The organism is Kitasatospora sp. NPDC087271 (genome assembly GCF_044744605.1).
GTDB lineage: Bacteria > Actinomycetota > Actinomycetes > Streptomycetales > Streptomycetaceae > Kitasatospora.
In genome coordinates this window covers 13,172-29,698 of sequence record NZ_JBIUYQ010000026.1, presented here as the reverse complement: position 1 = coordinate 29,698, position 16,527 = coordinate 13,172, and the positions used below count along the sequence as shown (strand labels likewise).

Sequence of the window (16,527 nt, the reverse complement as noted above, 5' to 3'; positions counted from 1 at the left end):
GCCGGCCCCGGCTCCAAAATCGATAACCCCAGGCAGCGGCCGGGCGACCTGGCGGTGACGTCCGGGCAGGCCGCGGGCCCGGCACGAGGCCGGGCCCGCAGGCTGCTCAGCGGCCCGCTCAGGCGGCCGGCAGGGCCTCCAGGGCGGAGTTCAGCCGGCGCAGCGTCTCGGGGCGCCCGAGCAGCTCCATCGACTCGAACAGCGGCGGCGAGACCCGGCGGCCGGTGACGGCGACCCGCAGCGGCGTGAACGCGAACTTGGGCTTGATGCCCAGCCCGTCCACCAGCGCCTCGCGCAGCGCGGCCTGGATCGGCTCCGGGCTGAAGTCCGCGAGCGCCTCCAGCGCCTTGACGCTGGCCTCCAGCACCGGGCGGGCGTCGGCGGTCAGCGCCTTGGCGGCGTCGTCCGGGTCGACGGCGAACTCGGCCGGGTCGACGAACAGGAAGCCGGCCATGTTCACGATCTCGCTCAGCACGACCATCCGCTCCTGGGTGAGCGGCGCGATCCTGGCGAGCAGGTCCAGCTGCTCGGCGGTCGGCTCGGCCGGCAGCAGCCCGGGGGCCTGGAGGTACGGCACCAGGCGGCGGACGAAGTCCTCCGGGGCCAGCTTGCGGACGTGCTCGGCGTTGATCGCCTCGCACTTCTTCAGGTCGAAGCGGGCCGGGTTGGCGTTCACCTTGGCGATGTCGAAGGCGGCGACCATCTCGTCGATGCCGAACAGGTCGCGGTCGTCGGCCAGCGACCAGCCCAGCAGGGACAGGTAGTTGAGCAGGCCCTCGGGGATGAAGCCGCGCTCGCGGTACAGGTTGAGCGAGGCCTGCGGGTCGCGCTTGGAGAGCTTCTTGTTGCCCTCGCCCATCACGTACGGCAGGTGGCCGAAGCGCGGGGTGGTGCCGTCGCCGACGCCGATCTCGGCGAGCGCGGCGTACAGCGCGATCTGCCGCGGGGTGGAGGAGAGCAGGTCCTCGCCGCGCAGCACGTGGGTGATGCCCATCAGGGCGTCGTCCACCGGGTTGACCAGGGTGTACAGCGGGGCGCCGTTGGCCCGGACGATGCCGTAGTCCGGCACGTTCTCCGGCTCGAAGGTGAGCGTGCCGCGCACCAGGTCGTCGAAGCTGAGGGTGCGGTCGGGCATCCGGAAGCGCAGGATCGGCTCGCGCTTCTCCAGCTTGTAGACGGCGACCTGCTCGTCCGTCAGCTCGCGGCAGTGGCCGTCGTAGCCGGAGGGCTTGCCGGCGGCGCGGGCGGCCTCGCGGCGGGCGTCCAGCTCCTCGGTGCTGCAGTAGCAGTGGTAGGCGTGGCCGGCCTCGTGCAGGCGGCGGGCGACGTCGGCGTAGATGTCCATCCGCTGGGACTGGCGGTACGGCTCGTGCGGGCCGCCGACCTCCGGGCCCTCGTCCCAGTCGAAGCCGAGCCAGCGCATCGCGTCGAGCAGCTGGTCGTACGACTCCTCGGAGTCGCGGGCCGAGTCGGTGTCCTCGATCCGGAAGACCAGCGTGCCGCCGTTGTGGCGGGCGTAGGCCCAGTTGAAGAGGGCCGTGCGGACCAGGCCCACGTGCGGGTTCCCGGTCGGGGACGGACAGAAACGAACCCGGACGGCCGGGTTGCCCGCGGCGGAGCCGCTGAGCTTTTCACTAGCCACGCTTGATCACCTTGTTGGTGAGAGTGCCGATGCCTTCGATGGAGACGGCGACCTCGTCGCCGACGTTGAGCGGGCCCACCCCTGCGGGCGTGCCGGTGAGGATGACGTCGCCGGGCAGCAGCGTCATGGCCTCGGAGATGTGGACGATCAGCTCGGCGACCGAGCGGACCATCTGGGAGGTGCGGCCGGCCTGCCGGAGCTCGCCGTTGACCGTGCAGGTGACGGCGAGGTCGGCCGGGTCCAGGTCGGTCTCGATCCACGGGCCCAGCGGGCAGGAGGTGTCGAAGCCCTTGGCCCGGGCCCACTGGCCCTCGCGCTTCTGCACGTCCCGGGCGGTGACGTCGTTGGCGCAGGTGTAGCCGAGGATCACCTCGGGCACCCGGTCCAGCGGCACCTCGCGGCACATCCGGCCGATCACCACGGCGAGTTCGGCCTCGTGCTGGACGTCCGAGGAGAACGGCGGGTACGCGATGTTCTCGGTCGGGCCGATCACCGAGGTGGACGGCTTGAAGAAGGTGAGCGGCACGTCCGGGACGTCGTTGCCCAGCTCGGCGGCGTGCGCCGCGAAGTTGCGGCCGACCGCCACGATCTTGTTGGGGAGCATCGGGCTGAGCAGCCGGACGTCCTGGAAGCGGTAACTCTCGCCGGTCGGCTGGGGCTGGCCGAACGGGTGGCCGGCCAGCGCGTGGACGACCAGCGAGTCGGGCTGGGAAGGGTCGCCCTCCACCACGCCGAAGGAGACGCTGCCGGCGGCAGGGCTCCCTTCCCGGACGGAAAACCTGGCAATGCGCACGGCTGGGATACCCCTCGCTTCGTCGACCGCCCGGGGCGCGCCCGGGCGCTGGTGGGCGCCTCGCCCACGGTGGGCGCGGCCCCGTCAATCGTCGTCCAGGCTATCGCGTGGGGCCCCGGCTGACCGCTTTGCCCCTGTTCAGCGCGGTTGGGCCGCGAGCCCCGGCAACCGCCCGGGAACGCCGCAGGGCGCCGCGGCCGCCCTCGGTGGCACGGCCGCGACGCCCGGTCGGAGCGGGGGTCGGGTCAGTCCTGCACGACGACGGGCGCCGGGGCGACCATCAGCTGGGTGCGGCGCGGGTTGGCGGTGCTGGCCGGCAGCTCGGTGCCGTAGGTGACGGCGTCCTCGGGCTTGCGGGCACCCGGGATCGTGCTGAAGTCCGCGACCGAGGCCAGCGTCGTCCGGCGCGGGTTCGCCGTGGAGCGGCAGGGCAGCGTGGACTTGGTGGCCTTCTTCGCCTGGGACATCGAGAGCACCTCGTGGTCGCGGCCGGGCGGATCGCGGCGGATCGTCACCGGCCTGTGTGATTCCGAATGATTCGGAGGGGTTCTGGGCAGGCTGATCGGGGCCGTGCTCCGGAGACAGCCAGGTTACGAGATCTCATTCCACAGGGACCGTGACCAAAGCTACACATTAGACTGTGATTTTGCTCACAAATTCATGAGCGAATTGCAGATATCCGACATATCGCCGCAACGGGATTTTCCGACATATCTCCGATAACGGTCATTCCGGAAGGTCCGCGACTCTTTTCGATCTCGGGCCGGGTTGGCATGTATCCGGCGAGTGTCCGAAAAATGCGGTATTCCGGTCCTGTTACGGCACAGTCAGTGAAGTCACGCACGCGTTCGGTAGCGCCGCGCGGCGTGTCCTGGCGGCCCTTGTTGGGATTCCCCGGCTGTGCTGGAATGCCACGGACCGTGGGTAGGGAGAAGTCCACCCCGGCGACGCGCTCACCCGGACCAGCCGGGGAGCGGAAGGAAACTCGACACCGTCCGGTCCGCGGCGACGCGGCGGGACGCCCGGTCCAGAGGTTGCGACGCCAGTGCAGGGACGTTTCAAAAGGGGTAGCGGCGCCGCGGGTAACCCGGAGTCGCACGAGCCCGTGGCAGCCCCCCAGCAGGCGGCGGCCCCCGGCGGCCCGCCCGAGCCGGTGATCCCCGAGGCCCCCGGCCACCCGGAGGACGACGGCCAGGAACGGAAGTCCGCCCGGGACAAGCTCCGGACCACCCTGACCAGGCGTCGGGCCACCGGTCTGAGCCGGCTCGCGATGCGCAACTGGCGCATCCGGACCCGACTGATCGCCCTGCTCGCCCTGCCCGTCCTGGTCTCCCTGGTCCTCGGTGGCCTGCGGATCCAGGCCTCGATGCAGAACTCGCAGCAGCTCTCCCAGATGGCCAACCTGTCCGACCTGGCCAAGAAGGCGACCAACCTCGCGGACGCCCTGCAGACCGAGCGCGACATCAGCGCCGGCTACATCACCGCGCGCCCCAACGACCCGCTCGACGACGACATCGCCACCGCCCGCAGGGCCACCGACGACCTGAGCCGCACCTTCACCGCGTCCTCGGACAAGTTCGAGAACCTCGAGCTCTCGGGCGGGAAGGCGCTGCTGTTCCAGATCCGCAGGGACCTGAACTCGATCTCGGACGCGCGCAACACGCCGTACCAGAACAACCAGAACATCCAGTCGACGATCACCGCCTACGACGTGATCATCCGCGACCTGCTGGCCATCACCCAGGACATCGCGCTCGCGTCGAACAACAAGGACCTGCTCGTCGCGACCCGCTCGCTGCAGCAGTTCTCGCTGGCCAAGAACGCCACCTCGCAGCAGCGCGCCCTGATCGGCGCCGCACTCGCCAACCCCAAGGGCCCCGACCTCAGCCCCAGCGACGAGTCCTTCGGCATCCGCCTGCGCACCTCGTACGACAACTCGCTCACCAGCTTCAACAACATCTACACCGCGCACGACCTGGACAACCTGCGCGGCCAGCTCAGCTACAACTCGGTGATCGCCGACGCCGACCGGTACGCGCGCTCGATCCTCCAGCCGAGCGGCATCCACCAGACCGACCCGGTGACCTACAAGGACTGGTACGAGAAGGCCAGCGCCAAGATCACCGCCGAGCGCCGGATCGAGTCCAAGCTCATCGAGGACCTCGACGGCAAGGCCCAGGACCTCCAGTCCCAGGCCGACACCGAGGCCATCATCATCGGTGCCGCCATCGCCCTGGTGCTGCTCGTCGCCCTCGGTGGCGCCGGTCTGATCGCCCGCTCGATGGTGCGCTCGCTGACCCGTCTGCAGGCCGCGGCCGAGGACGTCGCCGAGCGCCGCCTGCCCGAGCTGGTCAAGACCCTCTCCGAGAGCGACCCGCACGACGTCGACACGACGGTCGAACCGGTGGCCGTCGACTCCACCGACGAGATCGGCCACGTGGCGCACGCCTTCGACATGGTGCACAGCGAGGCCGTCCGCCTCGCCGCCGAGCAGGCCCTCCTGCGCGGCAACATCAACGCGATGTTCACCAACCTCTCGCGCCGCAGCCAAGGCCTCATCCAGCGCCAGCTGTCGCTCATCTCCGAACTGGAGAGCCGCGAGGCCGACCCGGACCAGCTGGCCAACCTCTTCAAGCTGGACCACCTCGCGACCCGCATGCGCCGCAACGGCGAGAACCTCCTCGTCCTCGCCGGTGAGGACCCGGGCCGCCGCTGGACCAGGCCCGTCCCGCTGGTCGACGTGCTCCGCGCCGCCGCCTCCGAGGTGGAGCAGTACGAGCGCATCGAACTCGCCGCCGTGCCGTCGGCCGAGGTCGCCGGCCGCGTCGTCAACGACCTCGTCCACCTGCTCGCCGAGCTGCTGGAGAACGCCACCTCGTTCTCCAGCCCGCAGACCCGCGTCCGGGTCACCGGCCACGCACTGCCCGACGGCCGCGTCCTGGTCGAGATCCACGACACCGGCATCGGCCTGAGCCCCGACGACCTCGCCGACATCAACGAGCGCCTCGCCAACCCGCCGACGGTGGACGTCTCGGTCTCCCGCCGCATGGGCCTCTTCGTGGTCGGCCGCCTGTCCCTGCGACACGGCATCCGCATCCAGCTGCGCCCCAGCGACTCCGGCGGCACCACCGCGCTGGTCATGCTCCCGGTGGACGTCACCAACTCCGCCGACCGCCGCGGCGCCGGCCGGCCCGGCCCGGCCCAGGCCAAGCAGCAGCGCGGAGTCGCCCCGACGCCGCGCCAGCAGCGCCAGGTGCCGCCCGGCCAGGGCGGCCCGGCCGCGCTCGGCCAGGGCCCGGCCGGCGGTGCCCCGCAGGGCGGCCGCCCGCAGCTCGGCCAGGGCGGCCCGACCGCTCCGACCGGCCCGACCGGCCCCGGTGCTCCGACCGGACCGAACGCTCCGGGTGCTCCGGGTGCTCCGACCGGACCGGGTGCGCCTGCCGCGCCCGGCGGCCGGGCCGGCGGCCTGCCGACCCGCCAGGTCGGCCAGTCGCTGCGCGAGAACCCCGGCCAGCCGGGCCAGCCGGGCCCGGGCCAGCAGCCCCAGGGGCCCCAGGGACCGGGCCGGCAGGCCCCGCAGCCCCAGGGCCAGAAGCCGACCCCGCAGTCCCAGCAGCCCCAGCAGCCCCAGCAGTCCCAGCAGTCCCCGCAGGGCGGCCTGCCGCAGCGCGGCCCGAACCGGCCGGGCCCGGCACAGGGCGGCCTCGGCGGCCTGCCCCGCCGCGGCCAGCAGCAGCCCGCCCAGGGGCGCCCCGGTCAGCAGCAGCCCGCCCAGGGCCGCCCCGGCCAGGAACGGCCGCGCCCGGGTGGCGAGTTCGACGGCGGTCCGGGCCCCCGGACCGGCGAGCAGCCGCAGCACGGTCGGCCGGGCCGGCCGGGCGGCGCTCCGCAGCAGCAGGGCGGCGCCCGCCCGGGCAACCGCCCGCAGGAGGGCCTGCCGCAGCGCCGGCCGGCCCCGCAGGGCCAGGGCGGCCCCGGTCAGGGCGGCCCGCAGGGCCAGCCCGGTCCGCAGGGCCAGCGCCGTCCGCAGCGCCCCGGCCCGGACGCGCCGCAGCGCGACCGCCAGCCGCAACTGCCGCCGCAGCAGCAGGCCCAGCCGCTGCCGTCGGCCGAGCCGGCACCGGTGGAGAGCACCCAGCAGTTCGCCCGGCCGCGCTTCGAGGCCAGTCAGATCGACCCGCGTGACCCGCTGGGCCTCGGTCTGGTGGAGCCGGTGCTGCCGAGCGTGCCGAACCCGGCGCGTCCGGAGCCGGTCCGTCAGGAGCAAGCCCGGCCCGAGCCGGTGCGCCAGGAGCAGGCCCGGCCGGAGCCGATGGCGCTGCCGACCGGCCCGTCCGGGGGTGCGGCCGAGCAGCCGTGGTACCCGCAGGAGGGCGGGCAGGAGGCGCGGCCGCGGACGTACCAGCCGCGCCGGCCCGGCACCTCGGCGCCGGAGTTCCAGCCGTCCGACCCGCAGGGCCGACAGGGCCGGCCGGCCCAGGCCCCGCAGCCCCAGGCTCCGCAGCAGGCCGCGCAGGCTCAGGCCCCCCAGGCCCCGCAGCCCCAGGCTCCGCAGCAGGGTCAGCAGCAGCCGCAGCAGGGCCAGCAGCCGCAGCCCGGCACCGGGGACGCCCCGTGGCGCCCGTCCGCGAACGACGAGCGCTGGCGCCGCGCCGAGCAGGTCCGCGAGCCCTCGACCAGCGGCGTCACGATGTCCGGTCTCCCCCGGCGGACCCCGCAGGCCAACCTGGTCTCCGGCACCGCCGAGGCCTCGCCGCTGACCGGTCCGCAGGTCTCCCGGGCCCCCGAAGAGGTCCGCGGCCGGCTGACCAACCTGCGCCGCGGCATCCAGCAGGGCCGCCGGGCCGGAGCCGAACAGGCCAACCAGCCGGGCTCCCAGCATGGTGCCCAGCAGCCCGGATTCGATAGTTTCGGTGGCCGGACCGACGGCAACGGCGCAGATCACCAGGAGCGTTGAGTTGAATCAGATGAGCCAGGCCGCACAGAACCTGAACTGGCTGATCACCAATTTCGTGGACAACACCCCCGGGGTGTCCCACACCGTGGTGGTCTCCGCCGACGGCCTCCTGCTGTGCATGTCCGAGGGCTTCCCCCGCGACCGCGCCGACCAGCTCGCAGCCGTCGCCTCCGGCCTCACCTCCCTCACCTCCGGCGCCAGCCGGATCTTCGAAGGAGGCGAGGTCAACCAGACCGTCGTCGAGATGGAACGAGGCTTCCTCTTCCTCATGGCCATCAGCGACGGCTCCGCCCTCGCCGTACTCGCCTCCCCCGACTCCGACATCGGCCTCGTCGGCTACGAGATGGCCCTCCTCGTCGACCGCGCCGGCGCCGTCCTCACCCCCGCACTCCGCGCGGAACTCCAGGGCAGTCTCCTGCACTGACCGGAGTCCGAGCGGGATCCGTCCACCGTCCCACCTCCCCCGCCGGGTCCGACCCGACCGGCCCCGGCGTCTCACCCTCAGCTACCCTCAGGCAGCTGATCCCGCCTCAGCTGGCACCGCCCCAGCTGGAACCGGCTGCCCAAGGCTGCAGCACAAGGAGGACCCATGACCCCGCCCTCGACACCCGCCGGCTCATACGGCAACGGGTACGGCAGCGGCTACGGCGGGCAGCAGTCCGACGGCTACGAGCAGCAGCCGCTGGTCCGCCCGTACGCGATGACCGGTGGCCGCACCCGGCCCCGGTACCAGCTCGCCATCGAGGCCCTGATCTCGACCACCGGCAACGCCGAACGGACCGGCGGCCTGCTGCCCGAGCACGCCCGGATCGTGAACCTCTGCCGTGAGGTCAAGTCCATCGCGGAGATCTCCGCACTGGCCGGCGTCCCGCTCGGTGTGGCCCGCATCCTCGTGGCCGACCTGGCCGAGGCCGGCCTCGTCGCCATCCACCAGCCCGCCGCCGCGGGCGAGTCGGGCGGAACGCCCGATGTCACGCTGCTCGAAAGGGTCCTCAGTGGACTTCGCAAGCTCTAACGCGGCCGCTCCCTCCCGCGCCACCACCTCCGCGAAGATCGTCGTCGCGGGCGGCTTCGGCGTCGGCAAGACCACGCTCGTCGGCGCCGTCTCCGAGATCAACCCCCTGCGCACCGAAGCCGTCATGACCTCGGCCTCCGCCGGCATCGACGACCTCAGCCACGTCTCCGGCAAGACCACCACCACCGTCGCCATGGACTTCGGCCGCATCACCCTCGACGAAGACCTCATCCTCTACCTCTTCGGCACCCCCGGACAGGACCGCTTCTGGTTCATGTGGGACGACCTCGTCCGCGGCGCCATCGGCGCCGTCGTCCTCGTCGACACCCGCCGCCTCGCCGACTGCTTCCCCGCCCTCGACTACTTCGAGAACAGCGGACTCCCCTTCGTCGTCGCCCTCAACGGCTTCGACGGACACCAGCCCCACACCGCCGACGAGGTCCGCGAAGCGCTCCAGCTCAGCGCCGAGACCCCGGTCGTCACGCTCGACGCCCGCCGCCGCGACAGCGCCAAGAGCGCCCTCATCACCCTCGTCGAGCACGCCCTCCTCGCCCGACTCCGATGACGGGCCGGACATCCGGACCCCGGGGGCCGTCGGCGTGACGGGCCCCGGGGCGGAGCCGCTACCGGCCGATGTCCTCCAGGGGCATCGCGCAAGACCCGCTGTATAAGCAGCGGATAACAGTTCGGTAGGCATTTTGTGATCAACAGTGACTCTGCGTGGTGAACTAGCGTCACTCAGCGCCAGAAGACCACGGTTTTGCTCCGTCATGTCGGTGAATGTCCCTATTGCGCCGACGCGGGGGCCATCCTGCGGCTGTTTGTCCCCCATCCCCGCACGTGCTGAAATTCCAGCTACCCCTGAAACCCTCGCGCCGGCCCACCGGTGACGGGCCAGGGCCCGGGGGTAGCGCTGGATTGATCCATGGCCGACAGTCGGCCGAGAGGTAGTTGTCGAGTGAGGCGTAAGCAGCAACCCGCCCCGCAGCGGCGCTCCGAGCCCCGCCGGAGCGAGCCGAACGGTACCGCAGCGGACCCGGCCGGATTCTCCGCTTTCACCCCCACCGAGGAGCGCTCCCAGGCCTCCCCGGCCCCGCAGCCCCCGGCCGCGTCCACGGAACCCCGCAGCGGCGGTCCCGACGGCGACGCCTCCAAGCGGTACGACTTCCTCCGCCCGCGCAACTGGCGCGTGCCGACCCGTCTGATCGCGATCCTGCTGATCCCCGTGATCATCAGCCTCGTCTTCGGCGGCCTCCGCGTGAACACCTCGGTCGACGGCTACATCAAGGCCTCCCGCGCCGAGAAGACCGCCGAACTCGCCAAGGCGGCCACCGAGCTCGCCGAAGCGCTGGAGATCGAGCGCGACACCACGCTGATACCCCTGCTCACCAAGCAGGACCCGGACGGCAAGGTCGCCAAGATCCGCGCCAACACGGACGCCGCCCTGAAGGCGTACGAGGCGGCCTACGCGGCCTCCGACAAGTCCGGCGAACTGCCGCGCCGCCACGAGGGCTTCCAGGCCCTGGTGGTCGACCTGCCGCACCTGCGGGCCACCGCGTACGGATCCGAGCTGTTCGCCGGCGCCACCGTCAACGCCTACTCGGTGATGTTCGCCCCGCTGCTGTCCTACGACAACTCGGTCGGCCTCGGCTCCAGCAACGCCGCCAGCAAGGGCCGCGCGATCTACGCGATGTCCCTCGCCAAGGCCTCCGCCTCGACCCAGCGCGCGCTCATGCTGCACCTGCTGGTCGGCATCTCCCAGAACGCCACCACCCGGTTCGAGAACGCCGACGTGATCCAGCAGATCCTGGTGGCGGAGCGGCTGGAGCAGGTCTCGCTGACCGAGTTCAACACCGGCAGCGCCCCCGAGGACGCCCGCAAGTACGCCAACGCGCAGGTCGCCCAGGCCGCCGCGCAGGAGCGCTCGGCCTACAAGATGCCGAACGGCACCGCGCCCTCCATGCAGACCCTGCTCTCCCTCGGCGCCGCCTACAGCCAGGCCGCCGCCGAGGGCCAGAGCAAGGGCAAGGCCGCCGCCGACCAGGCCTACAAGGAGGCCAAGGACTCCGGTCTCACCCCGGAGAACTGGAACCAGGCCGCCAACACCCACATCCAGGCCCTGCGTGACACCGAGGTCCAGCTGCTGGACGACGTCCTCACGGACTCCCGCGGCCTCAAGGACAACGCGCTCTACGACGCCATCCTCAACACGATCATCGTCGTCGCGGCGCTCATCCTGGCCGGTCTGCTCACCGGCTACGTCGCCCGCTCGATGATCCTCGGCATGCGCACCCTGCGCAGCGCCGCCCTGGAGATCGCCGACCACCGCCTGCCGGACCTGGTCGAGAAGCTCTCCAAGACCGACCCCGACCGGGTCGACACCTCCGTCACCCCGATCCCGCTGCACGGCAAGGACGAGATCGGCGAGGTCGCCCGGGCGTTCGACCAGGTCCACCAGCAGGCCGTGGCGCTCGCCGCCGAGCAGGCCCTGCTGCGAGGGAACGTCAACGCGATCTTCACCAACCTGTCGCGCCGCAGCCAGGGCCTGATCCAGCGCCAGCTGGCGCTGATCACCGACCTGGAGAACAACGAGGCCGACCCGGACCAGCTGGAGAACCTCTTCAAGCTGGACCACCTCGCCACCCGTATGCGCCGCAACGGTGAGAACCTGCTCGTCCTCGCGGGCGAGGAGGCCGGCCGCCGCTGGAACACCCCGGTCCCGCTGGTCGACGTGCTCCGCGCCGCCTCCTCCGAGGTGGAGCAGTACGAGCGCGTCGAGCTGTCCGGCATCCCGGAGGTCGAGGTCGTCGGCGCCGCCGTGACCGACCTCGTCCACCTGCTCGCCGAGCTGCTGGAGAACGCCACCTCGTTCTCCAGCCCGCAGACCCGGGTCCTGGTCAACGCGACCCGCCTGCCGGACGGCCGGGTGCTGGTCGAGATCCACGACAAGGGCATCGGCCTCACCGCCGACGACTTCGCCGAGATCAACGAGAAGCTGGCCGAGCCGCCCACCGTCGACGCCACCATCTCCCGCCGCATGGGCCTGTTCGTGGTCGGCCGGCTGTCCCAGCGGCACGACGTCCGCGTCCAGCTCCGCCCCTCCGGCGAGTCCGCCGGCACCACCTCGCTGGTCATGATCCCGCCGTTCATCACCCGGTCGGGCGCCGCGCCGGAGCCCGAGGAGCAGTTCACCGTCTCCCGGATCTTCGCCGAGCAGGAGCCGACCTCCCAGTGGGCGCCCGACGGCCAGCCGCGCAGCGCCGCCGAGCTGGGCTTCGACGACCACCTCACCGGCGCCGGCAACGCCGGATCCAGCGGCTTCAGCCCGGCCCTGGAGTCCGTCCAGCGCTCGCAGCGCCTCGACCAGGTCCGCCGCGCGGCCCTGGAGAGCGGCCCGCACGACGGCGAGCCGCCGGTGCTGGACGCCGAGGTCGAGGAGGACTACCAGCAGGGCTACGACCAGTACGCCCCCCAGGGCTACGAGCAGCAGTCCGGCTACGCCGACGACCAGTACGGCTACCAGCAGGACGGCTACCAGCAGGACGAGTACGGCCAGGACCAGTACGGCCAGTACCCGCAGCAGGGCTACGACCAGTCCGGCTACGCCGACGACCGGTACGGCCACCAGGACTACCAGGGCGACGGTTACCAGGGCTACCAGGACGGCTACGCCGACCAGTACGGCCAGCAGGCCGAGGAGGCCCCGGCCGGCCACCCTTACGCCCCGGAGCCGCCCGCGCTGCCCGCCGCCGAACCCACCGCCACCCTGCCGTCCGGGCTGCCGCAGCGCCGCCCCGGCCAGCAGCTGGCGGGTGGCGGCTTCGGCGCCCCGACCGCTCCGGCGGACGGCGGATCCGGCGGCGAGACCCCGAACTGGTTCGCCGGCGCCAAGGACACCTCGGCGGTCGACGAGCCGCGCGGCCACGACGTGTCGGCGCTGGGCGGCTACGGCCCGACCGGCCCGACCAACTCGCCCTGGCAGTCGCCCAACGACGGCGCCTGGCAGCAGGCCGAGCAGACCCGCGAGCCCGCCTCCGGCGGCACCACCGGGGCAGGCCTGCCGCGGCGCGTGCCCAAGCAGAACCTGGTGGCCGGGAACGCCAAGCCCACTCCGCAGGAAGGGCCGCAGGTCTCCCGCAGCCCCGAGGAGGTCCGCGGCCGGCTCACCAACCTGCGCCGCGGCGTGGAGCAGGGCCGCAGTGCCGGTAACACCGGAAGCTTCCGGATCGACCCCGATCAGGTAGACCCGTCCGGCAACGGACAGAACCGAAGCACCGATCTCTTCGGCGGCTCGAACCACCAGGAGCGTTGAGTTGACTCAGATGAGCCAGGCCGCACAGAACCTGAACTGGCTGATCACCAATTTCGTGGACAACACCCCCGGGGTGTCCCACACCGTGGTGGTCTCCGCCGACGGCCTCCTGCTGTGCATGTCCGAGGGCTTCCCCCGCGACCGCGCCGACCAGCTCGCAGCCGTCGCCTCCGGCCTCACCTCCCTCACCTCCGGCGCCAGCCGGATCTTCGAAGGAGGCGAGGTCAACCAGACCGTCGTCGAGATGGAACGAGGCTTCCTCTTCCTCATGGCCGTCAGCGACGGCTCCGCCCTCGCCGTACTCGCCTCCCCCGACTCCGACATCGGCCTCGTCGGCTACGAGATGGCCCTCCTCGTCGACCGCGCCGGCGCCGTCCTCACCCCCGCACTCCGCGCGGAACTCCAGGGCAGTCTCCTGCACTGACGGTCCGTCGGATACCGTCCAGGTATTCGAAGTACCTCCGCGTCCTTCCCGGGCCCGCTTCGGCGGGCTCGGGTTCGGACGTTGTACGGCCTTCGCACCACCGGCTCCGGACCTGCGCCGAAGCTCGCACCGCACCGCCGCACCTTGTGAGGAGAGGAACCGTGACACCGCCCGACGACCGCAGCGGCCAGTACGGCGTTCCGTACCCTGGCACAGGCCATGACGCCTTCGGAGCACCCGGCGTCGGCCACGGTCAGCAGTACGGCCAGCCTCAGCACGGCCAGCAGCACGGACAGCAGTACGGCCAGCACCAGTACGGGCAGCCCCAGCACCCGTACGGGCAGCCGCAGCAGGAGCAGTACGACCAGCAGGGCAGGTCCGGCCGGTACCGACAGCCGCAGCCCGCCTTCGACACGCCGCCGCCCGGCTACCCGGCGCCCGCCCCCGACTACCGGCCGGCCCACGAGCCCGGGCACGTCGAGGAGTTCGAGGACGAGCCCGACTCCGGCCCGCTGATCCGGCCGTTCGCGATGACCGGTGGACGCACCCGGCCGCGCTACGAGCTCGCGCTGGAGGCCCTCGTCTCCGCCGACGTCGACCCGCAGCGCCTGGCCACCCTGCTCCCCGAGCACCAGCGGATCTGCACCCTGTGCAGGGAGGTCAAATCCGTCGCGGAGGTGTCGGCGCTGCTCTCCCTTCCCCTGGGAGTGGCCCGCATCCTCGTGGCCGACCTGGCCGAGGCCGGCCTCGTCGCCATCCACCAGCCCGCTTCCGGCGGCGAATCCGGAAACCAGCCCGACGTCACGCTGCTCGAAAGGGTCCTCAGTGGACTTCGCAAGCTCTAACGCGGCCGCCCCCACCCGCGCCACCACCTCCGCGAAGATCGTCGTCGCGGGCGGCTTCGGCGTCGGCAAGACCACGCTCGTCGGCGCCGTCTCCGAGATCAACCCCCTGCGCACCGAAGCCGTCATGACCTCGGCCTCCGCCGGCATCGACGACCTCAGCCACGTCTCCGGCAAGACCACCACCACCGTCGCCATGGACTTCGGCCGCATCACCCTCGACGAAGACCTCATCCTCTACCTCTTCGGCACCCCCGGACAGGACCGCTTCTGGTTCATGTGGGACGACCTCGTCCGCGGCGCCATCGGCGCCGTCGTCCTCGTCGACACCCGCCGCCTCGCCGACTGCTTCCCCGCCCTCGACTACTTCGAGAACAGCGGACTCCCCTTCGTCGTCGCCCTCAACGGCTTCGACGGACACCAGCCCCACACCGCCGACGAGGTCCGCGAAGCGCTCCAGCTCAGCGCCGAGACCCCCGTCATCACGCTCGACGCCCGCCGCCGCGACAGCGCCAAGAGCGCCCTCATCACCCTCGTCGAGCACGCCCTCCTCGCCCGACTCCGATGACGGACACGGCCGCGGCCCACGGACCTTCGTTCGGAGGTCCGTGGGCCGCGGCCGCGGCGGGTCGCCCGGCGGGCTGCCCGGTGAGCTACTCGGTGGGCTCCAGGCCGGCCCGGATCAGCCCGTAGGTGTAGGCGTCCTCCAGCGCCAGCCAGGAGGCGGCCACCACGTTGTCGGCCACCCCGACGGTCGACCAGGTGGACGTGCCGTCGGTGGACTCGATCAGCACCCGGGTCTTGGAGCCGGTGCCGTGCTGGCCCTCCAGGATGCGGACCTTGTAGTCCACCAGCTCGAACCGGGCCAGCGGCGGGTAGATCCCCTCCAGCGCGGTGCGCAGCGCCTGGTCCAGCGCGTTCACCGGGCCGTTGCCCTCGCCGGTGGCGATCCGGCGCTCCCCCTTCGCCCACAGCTTCACCGTCGCCTCGTTGCCGGTGAACCCGTTCGGTCCCTGCTCGCTGATGGTCCGCCAGGACTCCAGGGTGTAGAAGCGGTCCCGGCCGCCGCGCACCTCGTCGCGCAGCAGCAGCTCGAAGGAGGCGTCGGCGGACTCGTAGGTGTAGCCGAGGTTCTCCTGCTCCTTCACCTTGGCCACCACCCGGCCGGCCAGGTCCCGGTCGGTGGACAGGTCGTAGCCGAGCTCCTTGCCCTTGAGCTCGACCGAGGCGCGGCCCGCCATGTCGGAGACCAGCATCCGCATGGTGTTGCCGACCCGCTCCGGGTCGATGTGCTGGTACAGGTCCGGGTCGACCTTGATCGCGGAGGCGTGCAGGCCCGCCTTGTGCGCGAAGGCCGAGTAGCCGACGTACGGCTGGTGGGTGGAGGGGGTCAGGTTGACCACCTCGGCGATCGCGTGCGACAGCCTGGTCATCTCGGCGAGCCGGCCCTCGGGGAGCACCCGCCGGTCGTACTTGATCTCCAGCGCGCCGACCACCGGGAACAGGTTGGCGTTGCCGACCCGCTCGCCGTAGCCGTTGGCGGTGCACTGGACGTGGGTGGCGCCGGCGTCCACCGCGGCCAGCGTGTTGGCCACCGCGCAGCCGGTGTCGTCCTGGGCGTGGATGCCCAACCGGGCGCCGGTGACGGCGAGGACGTCGGCGACGGTCTCCCGCACGCCGGCCGGCAGCATCCCGCCGTTGGTGTCGCACAGCACCACCACGTCCGCCCCTGCCTGGTGCGCGGTGCGGACCACGGCCAGCGCGTACTCGCGGTTCGCCCGGTAGCCGTCGAAGAAGTGCTCGCAGTCGATGAACACCCGCCGCCCCTGCGCGCGCAGGAACTCGACGCTGTCCCGGACCATCTCCAGGTTCTCGTCCAGGGTGGTGCGCAGCGCCAGCTCCACGTGCCGGTCGTGCGCCTTGGCGACGAGGGTGACGACCGGGGCGCCCGAGGCGACCAGCGCGGCCAGCTGCGGGTCCTCCGCGGCCTTGCCGCCGGCCCGGCGGGTGGCGCCGAAGGCGACCAGCCGGGCGTGCCGGAGGTCCAGTTCGGCGGCGGCCCGGGCGAAGAACTCGGTGTCGCGCGGGTTGGCCCCCGGCCAGCCGCCCTCGATGAAGCCCACCCCGAACTCGTCCAGGTACCGCGCGATGGCCAGCTTGTCCGCCACCGTCAGGTTGATGCCCTCCCGCTGCGCGCCGTCGCGCAGGGTGGTGTCGAACACGTGGAAACTGTCGTCGGTACGGCTGACCTCGGTCATGACCCCTGGTTCTCCGTTCGGGGAGGTTTCGTACTGCTCTGCCGGATTGCGAGTCCCGGCTCCACTGTCCAGCATCCCGCGCGCGGCTCCGGTGTCCCCGAGCCCCTTGTGGGGGCTCCCGGCCGGTCCGGAGGCTGTGTTGATCGGGGCGATGCCCGAAAAACGAAAAAACCCCTCGCGGGTGCGAGAGGTCTGCGCGCGGGTCTGGACGCTGGTGGTCGCTCCGCATCGGGTCCTGCGGGAGCGGTCACTGCGGACCGGCGCGCCTGCTGTTAATAATCAGC

General features: G+C 72.1%; 12 protein-coding genes. 8 read left to right on the top strand and 4 right to left on the bottom strand.

The window, feature by feature from the left end; translation table 11 throughout:
• Window positions 1-118: 118 nt before the first annotated feature.
• From gltX to ACIO9K_RS31525, 3 genes are all read right to left on the bottom strand, one after another.
• Window positions 119-1,642 carry a glutamate--tRNA ligase gene (gene gltX, locus ACIO9K_RS31535; protein ID WP_400335003.1) on the bottom strand — a complete coding sequence of 508 codons (1,524 nt, stop codon included), beginning with the start codon at window positions 1,640-1,642 and terminating at the stop codon, window positions 119-121.
• Window positions 1,635-2,435 carry a fumarylacetoacetate hydrolase family protein gene (locus ACIO9K_RS31530; protein WP_063347716.1) on the bottom strand — a complete coding sequence of 267 codons (801 nt, stop codon included), beginning with the start codon at window positions 2,433-2,435 and terminating at the stop codon, window positions 1,635-1,637. Before ACIO9K_RS31530 ends, gltX begins: the two co-directional genes overlap by 8 nt.
• Before the next feature lie 245 nt (window positions 2,436-2,680).
• Window positions 2,681-2,950, bottom strand: a complete 270-nt coding sequence (locus ACIO9K_RS31525; RefSeq protein ID WP_363585713.1) for a hypothetical protein — start codon at window positions 2,948-2,950, stop codon at window positions 2,681-2,683.
• 590 nt (window positions 2,951-3,540) lie between these two features.
• On the opposite strand from ACIO9K_RS31525, the gene ACIO9K_RS31520 reads away from it, so the two are divergent.
• The 8 genes from ACIO9K_RS31520 (at window position 3,541) to ACIO9K_RS31485 (ending at window position 14,553) form a co-directional block, all read left to right on the top strand.
• A complete protein-coding gene (locus ACIO9K_RS31520; protein ID WP_400335002.1) occupies window positions 3,541-7,392 on the top strand; it encodes a nitrate- and nitrite sensing domain-containing protein in 3,852 nt (1,283 codons plus the stop codon).
• 10 nt (window positions 7,393-7,402) lie between these two features.
• Window positions 7,403-7,816, top strand: a complete 414-nt coding sequence (locus ACIO9K_RS31515; protein WP_097236138.1) for a roadblock/LC7 domain-containing protein — start codon at window positions 7,403-7,405, stop codon at window positions 7,814-7,816.
• 165 nt (window positions 7,817-7,981) lie between these two features.
• Complete coding sequence (locus ACIO9K_RS31510; protein ID WP_063347718.1) at window positions 7,982-8,407, top strand: DUF742 domain-containing protein; 426 nt, start codon at window positions 7,982-7,984, stop codon at window positions 8,405-8,407.
• The gene (locus tag ACIO9K_RS31505) at window positions 8,388-8,972 is read left to right on the top strand and encodes an ATP/GTP-binding protein (RefSeq protein WP_371517050.1); all 585 of its coding nucleotides are present in this window, start codon (window positions 8,388-8,390) and stop codon (window positions 8,970-8,972) included. Before ACIO9K_RS31510 ends, ACIO9K_RS31505 begins: the two co-directional genes overlap by 20 nt.
• 393 nt (window positions 8,973-9,365) lie before the next feature.
• Complete coding sequence (locus ACIO9K_RS31500; RefSeq protein WP_363626372.1) at window positions 9,366-12,719, top strand: nitrate- and nitrite sensing domain-containing protein; 3,354 nt, start codon at window positions 9,366-9,368, stop codon at window positions 12,717-12,719.
• A gap of 10 nt (window positions 12,720-12,729) precedes the next feature.
• Window positions 12,730-13,143, top strand: a complete 414-nt coding sequence (locus ACIO9K_RS31495) for a roadblock/LC7 domain-containing protein (protein WP_030057391.1) — start codon at window positions 12,730-12,732, stop codon at window positions 13,141-13,143.
• Window positions 13,144-13,304: 161 nt separating this feature from the next.
• Entirely contained in the window at window positions 13,305-13,988 is a 684-nt protein-coding gene (locus tag ACIO9K_RS31490; protein WP_363589768.1) for a DUF742 domain-containing protein, read from the top strand.
• Window positions 13,969-14,553, top strand: coding sequence for an ATP/GTP-binding protein (locus ACIO9K_RS31485; RefSeq protein WP_371517053.1), 585 nt, complete (start codon window positions 13,969-13,971; stop codon window positions 14,551-14,553). Before ACIO9K_RS31490 ends, ACIO9K_RS31485 begins: the two co-directional genes overlap by 20 nt.
• An 85-nt stretch (window positions 14,554-14,638) precedes the next feature.
• Here the strand turns inward: ACIO9K_RS31485 and cimA are convergent, their stop codons facing one another.
• Window positions 14,639-16,243: a citramalate synthase gene (gene cimA / locus ACIO9K_RS31480; RefSeq protein WP_363589458.1), complete on the bottom strand. Its 1,605-nt coding sequence runs from the start codon at window positions 16,241-16,243 to the stop codon at window positions 14,639-14,641.
• Window positions 16,244-16,527: the final 284 nt, after the last annotated feature.

Coding starts and splice junctions, on each gene's coding strand:
- ACIO9K_RS31515 (WP_097236138.1), top strand. CDS start 7,403: ATGAGCCAGGCCGCACAGAACCTGAACTGGCTGATCACCAATTTCGTG.
- ACIO9K_RS31510 (WP_063347718.1), top strand. CDS start 7,982: ATGACCCCGCCCTCGACACCCGCCGGCTCATACGGCAACGGGTACGGC.
- ACIO9K_RS31495 (WP_030057391.1), top strand. CDS start 12,730: ATGAGCCAGGCCGCACAGAACCTGAACTGGCTGATCACCAATTTCGTG.
- cimA (WP_363589458.1), bottom strand. CDS start 16,243: ATGACCGAGGTCAGCCGTACCGACGACAGTTTCCACGTGTTCGACACC.